The organism is Polaromonas sp. P1_E12, from assembly GCF_056405975.1.
In genome coordinates this window covers 298,727-313,133 of record NZ_JBFUBB010000005.1, presented here as the reverse complement: position 1 = coordinate 313,133, position 14,407 = coordinate 298,727, and the positions used below count along the sequence as shown (strand labels likewise).

General features: G+C 66.2%; 10 protein-coding genes. 4 read left to right on the top strand and 6 right to left on the bottom strand.

The genetic code is table 11. The features are described 5' to 3' along the window. Positions 1-80 precede the first annotated feature (80 nt). Both AC1D13_RS16135 and AC1D13_RS16130 read left to right on the top strand, forming a co-directional pair. Positions 81-983 carry a LysR substrate-binding domain-containing protein gene (locus AC1D13_RS16135; RefSeq protein ID WP_477689901.1) on the top strand — a complete coding sequence of 301 codons (903 nt, stop codon included), beginning with the start codon at positions 81-83 and terminating at the stop codon, positions 981-983. Between the two features lie 271 nt (positions 984-1,254). Continuing rightward, a complete protein-coding gene (locus tag AC1D13_RS16130; protein WP_477689900.1) occupies positions 1,255-2,961 on the top strand; it encodes an acyl-CoA dehydrogenase family protein in 1,707 nt (568 codons plus the stop codon). 67 nt (positions 2,962-3,028) lie between these two features. Here AC1D13_RS16130 and AC1D13_RS16125 read toward each other — a convergent pair whose 3' ends face one another. From AC1D13_RS16125 to AC1D13_RS16100, 6 genes are all read right to left on the bottom strand, one after another. Further along, the gene (locus AC1D13_RS16125) at positions 3,029-3,739 is read right to left on the bottom strand and encodes an enoyl-CoA hydratase/isomerase family protein (RefSeq protein WP_477689899.1); all 711 of its coding nucleotides are present in this window, start codon (positions 3,737-3,739) and stop codon (positions 3,029-3,031) included. Positions 3,740-3,945: 206 nt separating this feature from the next. Continuing rightward, positions 3,946-5,397, bottom strand: coding sequence for an NAD-dependent succinate-semialdehyde dehydrogenase (locus tag AC1D13_RS16120; protein WP_477689898.1), 1,452 nt, complete (start codon positions 5,395-5,397; stop codon positions 3,946-3,948). Between the two features lie 104 nt (positions 5,398-5,501). After that, positions 5,502-7,340, bottom strand: a complete 1,839-nt coding sequence (locus AC1D13_RS16115; protein ID WP_477689897.1) for an ABC transporter ATP-binding protein — start codon at positions 7,338-7,340, stop codon at positions 5,502-5,504. Beyond that, positions 7,340-8,209 (bottom strand): ABC transporter permease, encoded by an 870-nt coding sequence (locus AC1D13_RS16110; RefSeq protein ID WP_477689896.1) that lies wholly within the window; start codon positions 8,207-8,209, stop codon positions 7,340-7,342. Before AC1D13_RS16110 ends, AC1D13_RS16115 begins: the two co-directional genes overlap by 1 nt. Positions 8,210-8,240: 31 nt before the next feature. Continuing rightward, the gene (locus tag AC1D13_RS16105) at positions 8,241-9,197 is read right to left on the bottom strand and encodes an ABC transporter permease (protein WP_457282508.1); all 957 of its coding nucleotides are present in this window, start codon (positions 9,195-9,197) and stop codon (positions 8,241-8,243) included. Between the two features lie 100 nt (positions 9,198-9,297). Then, positions 9,298-10,923 (bottom strand): ABC transporter substrate-binding protein, encoded by a 1,626-nt coding sequence (locus AC1D13_RS16100; RefSeq protein ID WP_457282507.1) that lies wholly within the window; start codon positions 10,921-10,923, stop codon positions 9,298-9,300. Positions 10,924-11,488: 565 nt separating this feature from the next. Between AC1D13_RS16100 and AC1D13_RS16095 the strand changes: the two genes are divergently transcribed. Next, positions 11,489-12,961, top strand: coding sequence for an aldehyde dehydrogenase family protein (locus AC1D13_RS16095; RefSeq protein WP_477689895.1), 1,473 nt, complete (start codon positions 11,489-11,491; stop codon positions 12,959-12,961). Between the two features lie 53 nt (positions 12,962-13,014). Then, the gene (locus AC1D13_RS16090) at positions 13,015-14,340 is read left to right on the top strand and encodes an NAD(P)/FAD-dependent oxidoreductase (protein ID WP_477667415.1); all 1,326 of its coding nucleotides are present in this window, start codon (positions 13,015-13,017) and stop codon (positions 14,338-14,340) included. The last annotated feature ends 67 nt before the right edge of the window (positions 14,341-14,407 follow it).

Genomic DNA, 14,407 nt, shown 5'->3' with positions numbered 1-14,407 from the left:
TCTCCTGTGGATGTTCTGGTTGCCGGATCTTCGGCGAATGCAGGGAATCCGTGAAGTGCAACTTTTGTTAGTATTGGTGCATGGCGCGCATCAATTTCGATTTGCAGCAACTCGAAGCCTTCGTGGCGGTGGCCGAGCGCGGGAGCTTTCGCGCAGCAGCCGACCACATCCATCTTTCGCCACCCGCTTTAAGCCGGCGCATCGACAAGCTCGAGACCATCCTGGGTGCGCGGCTTTTCAACCGCACCACACGAGAGGTCGAACTGACGGCCCTCGGGCACGTTTTTCTTGATCGCGCACGCGCCGCGCTGGACGACCTTGAGTCCGCCATGCTCGGCATCACCGACATCGCCGGCAGCCGGACCGGCCGGGTCACGGTGGCCTGCGTGCCTTCCGCGGCCATCCATTTCCTGCCTACGGTCGTGAGCTCGTTCTCGGAACGCTACCCACTGATCCGCGTCCGTGTGATTGACGAAGCCGCCGGCGCGGTGATGGCCAGCGTGGTGTCGGGCGAGTCGGACTTCGGCATCAGCTTCATGGGCAACCAGGTACCCGGCGTGGACTTCGAGCCGATCCATACCGATCCCTTTGTGGTGGCCATGCCGCGCCGCCATGCACTCGCCGGGCGCAAGACGCTGTCCTGGAAGAACCTGGAAACCGAGCGCCTGATCGCGGTATCGCGTACCAGCGGAAACCGGCAATTACTGGACGACGCGCTGGCCAAGGCTGGCATCAACCCCTCATACCGCCTCGAGGTGAGCCACATCGCGACGCTGCTCGGCATGGTCGAAGCGGGGCTCGGGCTTGGGGCCGTACCGCGCCTGGCCTTGCCGAAACTGCATCCGTCGATCATTGGCGTTGCGCTCGTGGCGCCGGCGGTGTCGCGTGTACTGGGCCTCACCACCTTGCGTGGCACGACGCTGCGCGCACCGGCAAAGATGTTCTACGACTACCTGCACACGGCGCTGAAAGAACGTCGCTAAGGGAAATGCCAAAGGTCGGCACCGGTGCAAGCCAGGCACCAATGCGTGGCGGTGTTTTCCCTGTTCGGTCGTGATGAAACTTCGAGCGCCCGAACGATGGGTAGTGGAGCAACCACCGCGACCACCTCTGCCTTCCACCCGGACCAGAGGCAGCCCAGCCCTGACGGACGCGCGCCGAAAGGATCGGCTGCGCCTGTTGCCATTCGCGCGCCGATTTGATTATTATTGATAACTATTCTTGTGGCTCCGTGACAACCAGTAGAAAGGGCGTATGACCTATCAACCCGCTGTGCAAGATTCGCAATTCATTCTTTTCGACGTGCTGGACGCGGGCGGCCAGTTGCGGCCGCTCGAGCGCTTCGCCGATGCCGACGGCGACCTGCAGCGGCAGGTTCTGGAGGAAGCGGCAAAGTTCGTCGCCGAGGTTGTGGCGCCGCTGAATGCGGCGGGTGACAACCCCGGCTGCCGCTTCGATGCGGGCGTGGTCACAACGCCTCCGGGATTCGCATCGGCCTACAAGGCCTTCTGGCGGGCGGGCTGGCCCGCGCTTTCCTGCGCGCCTGAACACGGCGGGCAAGGCCTGCCCTGGGTGCTGGAAGGTGCGCTATACGAATGGCTGAGTGCCGCCAACCATGGCTGGACTATGGCGCCCGGCCTCCTGCATGGAGCTTACGAGTGCCTGGCCTATCACGGCAGCGACGAACTGAAAGCGGCCTACCTGGGGAAACTGGCCTCCGGCGAATGGCTGGCCACAATGTGCCTTACCGAAGCGCAGGCCGGCAGCGATCTCGGACTGGTGCGCACCCGCGCAACGCCGAAGCCGGACGGCAGCTACCGTGTTAACGGCAGCAAGCTCTTCATTTCCGGTGGTGATCACGATCTCACCAGCAACATCCTGCATCTCGTCCTCGCGCGCCTGCCGGATGCACCTGCCGGCCCCAAAGGCCTGTCGCTGTTGCTCGCCCCCAAGCTGCTGGCGGACGGCAGCCGCAACCATGTCTACTGCGACCGCATCGAAGAAAAGATGGGCCTGCACGGCAGCCCCACCTGCGCCATGCGCTTCGATGATGCGACAGCCTGGCTGATCGGCCAGCCGGGCGAGGGCCTGAACGCTATGTTCGTGATGATGAATGCGGCGCGTTTGCACGTGGCGCTGCAGGGCATCGGCCTGCTCGACGCCGCATGGCAAAAGGCCGATGCCTATGCGCGCGAGCGCAGGCAGATGCGCGTGCCCGGACCACGCACCAGCACCGAGCCTGCCGACTTCATCATCGGCCACCCGGCGATGCGCCGCCTGCTGGACACCCAGCGGGCCTGGATCGACGGAGGGCGCGTGCTGGCTTACCAGACAGGGCTCGAGCTCGACATCGCCAGGCACCACCCCGACCCCGCCCGTCGTGAAAGGGCACAGCAGTGGTGCAGCCTGCTCACACCCGTGTTGAAAGCTGCCTTCACCGATCAGGCTTTCCACGGCGCCAGCGAATGCCTGCAGGTTTTCGGTGGCCATGGCTACATCCGCGAATGGGGAATCGAGCAGACTGTGCGCGATTCACGCGTGACCATGATCTATGAGGGCACCAACGAGATCCAGGCCATCGACTTGCTGGTCCGCAAGGTGATACCGGACGGCGGCAAGACGTTGCGGCAGATGTTCCAGGTCCTGCAGGAGGGCCTGGACGACGGGCGCGCGAACGAGAAGGCTGTATTGAGCTGTTTCGCCCGCCTGGAGATGACGACCGCAGCATTGATCAAGGCCGCGGGTGCGGCGCCCCAGTTGCCCTATTGGGTCGCTAGCGACTACCTGCGCGCGGTGGCGCTGGCGCTGCTCGGTTGGGCTTGGGTGCGAATCTGCAACACGCCTGACGCGCAGGGCCATGAGCGCTGGCAAGGCCCAGGTGAAGCGTTACGGCGCTGGGTGATGCCAGAGTTCGATATGCGGCTGGGCATCATCGAAGATGAAATCGGACGGCAGGATTGACCCGCTTTTCATGTGAACGGGACGGCACTGAATCGACAGTCAACCCCAGCAAGCCGTGGCATGCCTTCTAGCTTTGAACTCCGCGACTGCCCAAGGCTCGCTGCGCGTCGTTTTCAAGCGCGATGGCCTCGTCGAAATGGCGAAGACCGATGTCGTTGAGGACCCGTTTGAAGCTGGCTGCCACCACCGGCTGAAGCGACGCCAGCCTGGCGCCGATTTGCCGGGAAGCCGATTCGAGTTCCTGGTCGGGGACCACTTTCCAGACAAAACCCCAGGCCATCGCCTGCGCGGGTGAGAACTCCTCGCCCAGTAGCATCAGCGCCTTGGCGCGCGCCACGCCTGCATAGGCAGATAAGGTGGCGGTCAATCCACCCGTCACAAAAACCCCGAGGGAGGCCTCCGGCAACTTGAAGCGGGTGCTTTCCCCCGCGACCACAATGTCCGCATTGAGCATCCACTCGAAGCCGGCGCCGACAGTCCAGCCATGGACCGAAGCAACCACCGGCTTGGACAGAGACAGGAGCGCCTTGGCCACAGCCTGCACCAATACCAGATCGTCTTCCGTGGGTGGGCTGCTGACGTCCCTCCCCGCACAGAATGCCCGGCCATTGCCGCGCAAAAGGAGCACCCGGACGGCATCGTCGCGCGAAGCCAGCTCTATAGCAGCAAGAAGTGCACGCGCAAGCTCGTTGTCAATGGCGTTGAGTTTGTCGGGCCGGTTCAGGGACACGGTCATGATGCCGTCCACGGACTCGATCAGCAGCTTGGGAGTTGTCATGGGTGTGATTCTGAACCGGGAAGCCATCAGCGAACGTATAAATTTCCGGTCCAATGTTTTTTTTTGATCAGACTGTACGCATATCACCCCGAGGGAGCGGCGGCTTCGCTGCCTGGCTTGCACTTGTATCTCGACGCCAACACCAAAGGACAACTAGGAGTAGGCCGTCGTGGTGCCGATGACGCCGGCACCGAGGACCAGCACCTTCATGCAAGGTTGCCTTGACAGAGGTACTTGGTGTGCAAGTACTCGTCCAGGCCCCAGTGTGAGCCTTCGCGGCCGTAGCCCGATTCCTTGACGCCGCCGAAGGGTGCGGCCTGCGCCGCAATGGCGCCCTCGTTGATGCCGACCAGGCCGGTCTCGAGTGCGGAGGCCACACGCCAGACGCGCTTGATGTTGTTGGAGAAGAAGTAGCCGGCCAGGCCGAAAGGCGTGTCGTTCGCCTGTGCGATCACCTCGTCTTCAGTGCTGAAGCGGAATATGGGCACCACCGGGCCGAAGGTTTCCTCGCAGGACAGCTCCATGTCGGACGTCGCGCCGGTCAGCACCGTGGGCGCGTAGTAGTTCGGGCCATTGGCGACTTCCGTGCGCACGCGGCTTCCGCCCACGACCGCTTTCGCGCCTTTGGCCACGGCGTCGTTCACGTGGCGCTCGATCTTGTCGACCGCCCGTGCGTTGATCATCGGGCCGATCTCGGCCTCCGCCCAACTGGCCGGGCCGACCCGCAGGGCGCCCACGCGGGCCGCCAGCTTGTCGACGAAGCGGTCATGCACGGCCTCGTGCGCGAACACGCGGTTGGGGCTCACGCAGGTCTGGCCGCCGTTGCGAAACTTGGCGGCCATCAGGCCTTCGACAGCGGCGTCCAGGTCGGCATCCTCAAACACGATAAAGGGCGCATTGCCGCCAAGCTCGAGCGAAAGCTTCTTGACGGTGCCGGCCGACTCGCGCGCCAGCACCTTGCCCACGGCCGTGCTGCCGGTGAAGCTGACCTTGCGCACGCGGCCGTCGCGCAGCCACTCGCCCACCACCTCCGGCGTGCGCTCGCGCGAGGCAGGCACGATGTTCAGCACACCGGGGGGCACACCCGCTTCCTCGGCCAGCTTCACGAGGGCCAGGGACGTGAGAGGCGTGTCTTCAGCGGGCTTGGCCACCACCGTGCAACCCGCCGCCAGCGCGGGAGCAATCTTGCGTGCGATCATCGCCGCGGGAAAATTCCAGGGCGTGACCACGGCGACGACGCCGACGGCTTCCCTCAGCACCAGATAGCGCTTGCTCGACACCGGCGCGGCGATGATCTCGCCGTGGGCGCGCACGCCCTCTTCGGCAAACCACTCCACATAGCCCGCGCTGTAGGCGATTTCGCCGCGTGACTCCGCGAGCGGCTTGCCCTGCTCGCGCGAAATCAGTTCAGCCAGCGGCTCCACGTCGCGCTCGATCAGCGCCTGCCATTTCTTGAGGATCAAGCAGCGATCACGCGGCGAGCGTGCCTTCCAGGCGGGCAGCGCTTCTGCCGCCGCGTCGGCGGCAAGCCGCGCGTCCGCCGCACCGCCGTCGGCCGCCAGGGTGATCAGGCTGTCGTCGGCGGGATTGCGCACCTCGAATTGGCGGCCGTCCTGGGCTGCCTGCCAGCGGCCTGCGATGTAGTTCAGTGTTTGCATGTCAGTTCAATCTGTTCAGTTCAGTTCAACGAAAAAATTCCCGATGGCACCCAAGGACGCCGATCTCGATATGCACGCGGCGCTCTCAAGGTCGGCAGTGCGGATCAGGCCGTGCATTCACGCGGCAGCGCCTGGGTCTGCTGCAGTTGCAGCAATTCGTCGGCGCTGCGGTGGCAGAAGACCTCCACGCCGCCTTCGAGTTCGTGCCGCGGCGGCGTCTTGCTGTCGCACACGCCGGCCACGCGCAGGGGGCAACGGTCCAGGAAGCTGCAGATGCCCGCGCGGTCGACAGGCGCCTGCACCAGCGGCAGGGCCGCGCGCTGCGCCGCTCCGACTTCATCGAGCCATCCCGGGCGCAACTCAGGGACGGAATTGGCCAGCAAATGGAAATACGGATGACGCGGCGCATGCGCGAAAGCCGACCGGGTCAGCGACTCCACCTTTTGGCCGGCGTACAGCACCACGATCTCGTCGCACACCGCGCGCACGGTGTTCATGTCGTGGCTGATGAACATGTACGAGACCCCGAGCTCCTTGCGCAGCTGAGCCAGCAGGTCCAGGATGGCGGCGCCCACGACCGTGTCCAGCGCCGAGGTGACTTCGTCGCACAAGATCAGGTCGGGGTCGGCGGCCAGCGCGCGCGCCAGGTTGACGCGCTGCTTCTGCCCACCGGAAAGCCCGGCAGGCAGGCGCCGGGCACAGGCCTGCGGCAGCTGCACGAGGTCGAGCAACTGCGCGATGCGCTTGTTCAGGGCCTCGCCTTTCAAGCCGCGGTACAGCTGCAGCGGCCGCGCGAGGATGTCAGAAATGGTGTGCGCAGGATTGAGCGCCGTATCCGCCATCTGGAACACGATCTGGATGCGGCGCAGCTCCTCGGGCGAGCGCTGCGACACCAGGCGCGGCAGCGGCTTGCCGTCGAACATGATCTGGCCGCCGGCGGGGCCGATCAGGCCGGCGACGGCGCGGGCCAGCGTGGTCTTGCCGGAGCCGGACTCGCCGATGACGCCGATCGCCTGGCCGCGGTACAGGGTCAGGCTCACATCGTCGAGCACCGGCGAGGCGGGCCGGCCGTGCTTGTCCAGGGGCCCATAGCCGGCGACCAGGTTGCGCACCTGAAGCAGCGGCGTGGCGCCCTCGGCCACTGTCTCGCCGCTGCGCGCCTTGGGATTGGCCGCGGCGATCAGGCTGCGTGTGTAGTCGTCTTTCGGCGTGTTGATGATCTGCGCCGTGGTGCCGAGCTCGCGCTCGGCGCCGTCGCGCAGCACCAGGATGCGGCCGGCCATCTGGGCCACCACCGCCAGGTCGTGCGTGACGTAGACCGCCGTGGTCTGGCGCTCGCGCACCACGCGGCGGAAGGCGTGCAACACCTCGATCTGGGTGGTGACGTCCAGCGCCGTGGTGGGCTCGTCGAAAATCACGAGGTCCGGATCGCTCATCAGCGCCATCGCGGCCATCAGGCGCTGCAGTTGCCCGCCCGAGACCTGGTGCGGGTAACGCTGGCCGATGGTGTCAGGCTGCGGCAGCGCCAGCTCGCGGAACAGCGTCACGGCTTTTTTCTCGGCCTCGGAGCGCGGCATCAGGGAATGGATGTGGGCGGTTTCGACCACCTGGTCCATGATGGTGCGCGACGGATTGAAGGAAGCGGCCGCGCTCTGCGCGATGTAAGAGACACGGCGGCCGCGCAGGCGGCGCCGTTCTGATTCAGACAGGCCCAGCACATCGGTATCGCCGATACGCACGCTGCCTCCGGAGATGCGGCAGCCGTGCCGCGCATAGCCCATGAGCGCCAGGCCTATGGTGGTCTTGCCCGAGCCGGACTCACCGATCAGCGCCAGCACCTCGCCGGGCTCGATGCTGAAGGAAACGCCTTTGACGATCTCTGTATCGCCGCCGGCGGCTTGCGCCACGACGCGCAAGTCATTCACGAGGACAGTGGCACCCATTAATGTTTCTCCCGGTCAGCGTCGGTATGGCCCGGCAGGTTGTCGATCACCAGGTTGACCGCGATGGTCAGCGCGGCGATCGCGAAGGCTGGGGCGAGCACGGACACGCCACCCAGCGGCAAGGCACCGAGGTTCTCGCGCACCAGGGAGCCCCAGTCAGCCATCGGCGGCTGCACGCCCAGGCCCAGGAAGCTCAGGCTCGCCAGCAAGCGCAGGGCGTAGACAAAGCGCAGGCCCATGTCGGCCAGCAACGGGCCGGTGATGTTGGGCAGGATCTCGCGGCGCATGATGTAGGCCCGGCGTTCGCCGCGGGCACGCGCCACCAGCACGTAGTCCATGGCGTTGATGTTCACGGCCAGCGAACGGATGATGCGGTAGGCGCCCGGCGCGTAGACGACGGCCGTCACCGCAATCAGCAGCGGAACCGAAGAGCCGAAACCGGCGATCACCACCAGCGCGAACATCTTGCTCGGGATGGACACCAGCGTGTCCAGCACGCGGCTGAGCACAGCATCGACCGCGCCACCCGCCACGGCGGCCAGCAGCCCGAGAACCGCGCCCACGCCGCAGGCAATCAGCGTTGCGACAAAGGCCACACCGATGGTGTACGGTGTGCCGACAACGATGCGCGTGAGCATGTCGCGGCCCAGGTAGTCAGTGCCGAGCCAATGCTGCGCGCTCATGTCCTGGAACACGCCGGCGTCGGACATCTCGCCAAGCGCGCTGTCAGGCACGAAGCAGGCGAAGATCCCCACGGCCACCCAGAAGGCCAGTACGGCCAGCCCGAGTTTGCCGGCGCGCGACCAGCCTGCGAGCCAGGCGCGGCGCCGGATAACGGCCGTCGAAGAAGCAAGTGTTGCAATAGTCATAGGAAAACCTCCGCGCGGCGCGTTGCGGTGTTCATTGATGCCTCAATCGGGGATTGGCGACGATGCCGCACACGTCGGCGAGCATCACCAGGACAAGGTAGGCCGAGCAGAAGATCATGGCGCAGGCCTGCACCAGTGGCATGTCCCGCTGCGCGACGGCGTCCACCATGAGTTTGGCGATGCCCGGGTAATTGAAGATCACCTCGACGATGATCACCCCGCCAAGCAGGTAAGAAAGGCTCAGCGCCACAGCGTTGGCGATGGGGCCGATGGCATTGGGCAGCGCGTGGAACAGCACGGTGCGCGCGGCGCTGGCGCCTTTGAGCCGCACCATCTCGATATAGGCCGCGGCCAGCTGGTCGATGACGGCCGCGCGCGTCATGCGCAGCATCTGGGCCACGATCACGCTGCCCAGGCTGAGCACCGGCAACGCGAAAGAGCGCAGCATCTCGCCAGGCGACGAAACGTCGACCGCGTACGAGAGCGCGGGCAGCCATTTGAGCTGCACCGCGAACACCAGCACGGCCAGCGTGGCCACCAGGAATTCCGGCACCGACACGACGGCCACTGTCGCCATGCTGGTAAAACGGTCGAAAGCCGAGCCGCGCCGCAAGGCGCACAGAATGCCCAGGCCGAGGGCAAGCGGGACGGAAAACACCGTCGTCACCGCGGCCAGCTGCAGCGAAGCGGGCAGGCGGCTGGCGATGGCCTCACCCACCGGCATGCCGGTGACCACGGACTTGCCCGCGTCGCCCTTGGCCATGCCGCCCAGCCAGTCGAAGTAGCGCAGCACCGGGCTTCGGTCCAGGCCCATCTCGGTGCGCAAGGCCTTCACCGCCTCGGGCGTAGCGTCCTGCCCCAGCTTCTCTTCGGCCGCGTCGCCCGGCAGCACGGAGGTGATGGCGAACACCACCACCGACACCGCCAGCAGTGAGCCGAGCCCGGCGAGTATGCGGCCGCCGACCAGTTTCAGGATAGTGAGATTCATACGAGGCTCTTCCATTCAAGTGCCGGCGCGGAACCGGCTTTGCCGGGCCGCAGAGGGCGCCCCCCTAGGGGGGAGGCGCCGAAGGCGCTTCGGGGGGGAGTCATCCTTCCAGCCACACGTGTTCGGCAAAGCCGTAGCCCATCATCCCACCCAGCGGGTTCACCTGCAGGCCCTTGAGCTTCTTGTTGTGGCCGTCCAGGCTGGAGAGGAACATCGGGATACCGATGCCGCCGTCCTGGTTGATCAGCGTCTGCATGTCGGCGTACATCTGGGTCCGCTTGGCCGTGTCGGTTTCGGCGCGCGCGCCCACCAGCAGCTGGTCAAACTTCTCGCTCTTCCAGCCCGCTTCGTTCCAGGGCGCATCGGACTTGAAGAACAGCGTCAGGGCCAGGTCGGCCGTGGGGCGCGTATTGACGTTGCCGAAATTGATCGGGTGTTTCATCCAGTGCTGCGACCAATAACCGTCGGCCGGCATATTGCGCACATCCAGGTTCAGGCCGGCTTGCCGCGCCGCATGCTGCAGCACCAGCGCCATCTCCACCGAGCTGGTGGCCGCGGACGAGGCCACCATCGGGATGGCGGCGCTGCCCAGGTTGGCCTTCTTCAGGTGCCACTTGGCCTTGTCGGCGTCGTAGGGGCGCTGCGGCAGGCCCTTGAAGAAGAAGCGGTTGCCCGGCGCGATGGGCTGGTCGTTGGCCACAACGCCGCGGCCCAGCTGGATGGACTTGAGCATCTGTTCGCGGTTGAACAGCAGCTTCATGGCCATCACGAAGTCCGGGTTGGCGCCCGGGCCGCTGTCGCGCCGCATGATCAGGTCGGTATACGAAACGCCCTTGGTCTCGAAGATGGCGGCCTTGCCGCTGGCGTTGACGCGGTCGATCGAGCGCGGGTTGACCGTGCCGATCAGGTCCAGCTCACCCGCCAGCAGCGCGTTGACGCGCGCCGACTCGTCGCTGATGCCCACGTACTCGATCTCGTCCAGGTAGGGGCGGCCGGGCTTCCAGTAGCTCTCGTTGCGCACGCCGATGGAACGCACGCCGGGCTTGAACTCCTTGACCTTGTAGGGGCCCGTGCCGATACCGGCGTTGAAGTCGGTCGTGCCGTCCTTGATGATGTGGAAGTGGTAGGTGCCCAGGATGGCCGGCAGGTCGGCGTTGGGGGCCACCAGGCGGATGGTGACTTCATTGGGGCCGGAGGCCGTCACGTCTTCGATCTGGTCGGCCAGCACCTTGGCTTTGGAGCCGGTGGCCGGGTTCTTGTGGCGCATCATGGAGAACACCACGTCGGCCGGCGCGAGCGGTTTGCCGTCGTGGAAGGTCACGCCCTTGCGCAGCTTGAAGATCCAGGTCTTGGCATCCTTGGTGGTGAACTCCTCGGCCAGCGAGGGCTGGGGCGTGAGGCTGCTGTCCAGCCAGGTCAGCCCGTTGTAGAAAGTGAAGCCGCGGGCGTAGTCGGCCTGGTTGGCCTGCTTGGCCGGGTCCAGCGTGTCGCTCACGGAGGAGACCGCGCCCGCCACCTTGATGCGGCCGCCCTTGCGCGGCGTTGGCGTTTGCGCCTGTGCATTCGCGGCAAGGCCCGCAATGCTGCCGGCCAGGGCCGCCTGCATGCCGCCGGCCGTCAACATGGCCAATACATCGCGCCGGCTCGCGCCGCGCTGCAACGCACCCAGGATGCGTGTGCTCTCTTCGGGGCCGATGAGGCCGTTCAGCTGCTTGTTATCTGCCATGGTTTTCTCCTGGTTTCTCGTGGGTGGGGTAAAGGCATTGGAGCACCTGCCGACCGGGGATATACCTCGATCACGCCGGGGCGCTTGGTTAAAACTGCGGTTTTGCGGATAGCCGGCGGCATGGTGTGCGGCGCGCCCCCGATGGCTTGCTGTCCGGCTCAGGCAGCCCGCCCTTGCGATGCCGCGGCGCGTGCGGGCTACCCGGCGCATGGCAAAACCAGTCAGCGTGCCGCGGCAATCGAAGCCGGTGGACTTGGGACGAGAGCTCATGAAAGCGTCCTCCTGGAGGGGGTGGTGCAAAGCCTGTGCCGGTTCGCCGGCGCCATGCAATGAATGCTATTGAAGCACCGCCGCAGATGCTGCGGTTGTGCGCCGCTTGCGCACCGTTCATGCCGAATGCCCACGCTTAAACGGCAGATCAATTCCGGTCAAGGGCGTACCATGACTTCGATTCTTTTGAGAGGGAAAGCATGGAATATGACGACACAATGCGGGGGTTCCGCAAGGGCAATTTCCCCGCGGTGCAGCGCGGAATCAACCGCGCCGCGGCAAAGGATATGCGCCCATGAACGTCTCCCTTGTTGAGCAGCTCAAAGCCGCCGGCCGGCTGGATCGCCTGTTCATAGACGGCGAGTGGGTCCTGCCCGCAGGGCAAGCCCGGGCTAGCGTCATCAACCCGTCGACCGAGGAGCCCATCGCACAGATCGCCTTGGGAACCTCTGAAGACGTCGCGACGGCTGTGGCCGCTGCCCGCAGCGCCTTCGCCAGCTGGTCCGTCAGTTCCACCGAAAGCCGGGCCTTGCTGCTCGGCCGCGTCCACGCCCTGATCCTTGAGCGGGCGGAACTGCTCGCCCAGGCGATCTCACTGGAGATGGGCGCCGCCATCGGCTTTGCGCGCAGCACACAGGTGCCGGTCGCAGCCGAGCACATCCGCGTGGCCCGTGACAACCTGGCCAGCTATCCCTTCCTCTCCCACCGGGAGGGCGTGACTATCCAGCGCGAGGCCATTGGCGTGTGCGGCCTGATCACGCCCTGGAACTGGCCGCTCTACCAGATCACCGCCAAGGTCGGCCCCGCCCTGGCCGCCGGATGCACCGTGGTCCTCAAACCCAGCGAGCTGTCGCCGCTGAGCGCCTTGCTGTTTGCCGAGGTGGTGCACGACGCCGGCATCCCGCCGGGTGTGTTCAACCTGGTGAGCGGCAATGGGCCCGAGGTCGGCGCCGCGCTGTCGGCGCATCCAGACGTGGACATGATCTCGATCACCGGCTCGACCCGGGCCGGCGTGCTGGTGGCCCAGGCGGCGGCCCCGACGGTCAAACGTGTGGCCCAGGAGCTCGGCGGCAAATCGCCCAACGTGATCCTGCCGGACGCGGACCTGGCTCGCGCCGTACCGGCGGGCGTGGCGGCCGCCTTTCGCAACGTCGGCCAGTCTTGCAGCGCGCCGACCCGCATGATCGTGCCACGCGAGCGCCTGCAGGAGGTTGAGCGGATCGTGCTCGAAGCGGCCTTGAGCTTTGTCGTGGGCGATCCGCTCTCGCCGCAGACCACGCACGGCCCGGTGGCCAACCGCGCGCAGTTCAACCGGGTGCAGGAAATGATTGCCACCGGGATTGCCGAGGGTGCGCGCCTCATTTGCGGCGGCCCCGGCCGGCCTGAGGGCCTGGAACGCGGCTTCTATTGCCGCCCGACCATCTTCTCCGGCGTGAACTCCCAAATGCAGATCGCGCAGGAAGAAATCTTCGGGCCGGTGCTTGTGATCATCGCCTACGACAGCGTGGATGAGGCGGTAGAGATCGCCAACGACACGGTCTACGGCCTGGGCGCGCACGTGCAGGGCCAGGACCTCCCCGCGGCGCGTGCGGTTGCGGCGCGCATCCGCTCGGGGCAGGTGCACATCAACTACCCGGCCTGGAGCCCCCATGCCCCCTTTGGCGGCTACAAGCGCTCGGGCAATGGCCGCGAATACGGCATCGAAGGCCTTGAGGAGTACCTGGAAACCAAGGCAATTCTTGGTTTCGGGCAGGAGCAGCCGGCATGAGCGCGGCCTTGGTGCAAAAAATGCAGACATCCAACAACGACCAGAATCCATCCATGTCCCAGCCCCTGCGCCTCCTCGAGACTTCCAGCACCCCGCCAGCCAGCGCCGATGTCGTCGTGATCGGCGGCGGGATCATCGGTGTCTTTACCGCCTACTACCTGGCCAAGCGCGGCATGTCGGTCGCACTGGTCGAAAAAGGCCACATCGGCGCCGAACAATCGAGCCGCAACTGGGGCTGGTGCCGCCAGCAGAACCGCGATGCGCGCGAGCTGCCCATGGCCACCAAAAGCCTCGAACTCTGGGACCAGTTTGCCGCCGACAGCGGCGAAGACACCGGCTTCACGCGCTGCGGCTTGTTGTACCTCAGCGATGACGAAGCCCAGATTGCAGGCTGGGCCAAGTGGCGCGAATTCGCCACGACCGCCGGCGTGACCACACACATGCTGAGCGGCCGCGAAGCTTCGGAGCGGGGCCAGGCGACCGGCCGCGCGTGGAAGGGCGGCGTCTTCTCACCCAGCGACGGGACGGCCGACCCGGCCAAGGCGGCGCCTGCCGTGGCGGCCGCGCTCATGAAGCTCGGCGGCACCGTCCACCAGAACTGCGCCGCGCGCGGCATCGAGATGGAGGGCGGCCGGCTCAGCGGCGTCGTCACCGAAGCAGGGACCATCAAGACCCGCACCGCGGTTCTCGCGGGCGGTGCGTGGGCGTCTTCGTTCTGCAACCAGCTCGGCGTGCAGTTTCCGCTCGCCACGATACGCCAGTCCATCGTGCGCCTGTCGCCGGTGGCGCAGCAACTGCCGGCAGCGCTGACCAGCCCGCGCGTCGCCATCACCCGGCGCCCCGACGGCCATTACGTGCTGGCCATCAGCGGCCGTGGGCGCGCCGACCCCACGCCGCAGCTGCTGCGCTTCGCGCCGCAGTTCATCCCGATGTTCGCCAAGCGCTGGCGCAACGTGTTTCCCGGCGGCCTGGAAGGCATACGCTGGGGCCACGAAACCCGCGCGCGATGGAAGCTGGACGCCCCCACCCCCATGGAACGGGCGCGCATCCTCAACCCCAAGCCCGACCCCGCGGGTGTCCGCGAAATCCACCGCCGTGCCGTCGACTTGCTGCCCGCGCTGCGCGAAGCCCGCATCGCCAACACCTGGGCGGGCTATATCGACAGCACGCCCGACGGCGTGCCGGGTATCGGGGAACTGCCGCAGGTGCCCGGCCTCATCCTGGCCGCGGGTTTTTCGGGACACGGTTTCGGCATTGGCCCCGGCGCCGGCCACCTGATTGCCGACATCGTGTCGGGGGCCGAGCCGATCTTCGATCCGAAACCTTTCGACCCCGCCCGGTTCAAGGAGTCGATGTGGGGCAAGGTGGCCGATTTCTAAAGGGCATTTGCAAACCGGGGCCAAGCAAAATTCCGGCAAGCCCCCGGATTGAAACGGATTCCACTTG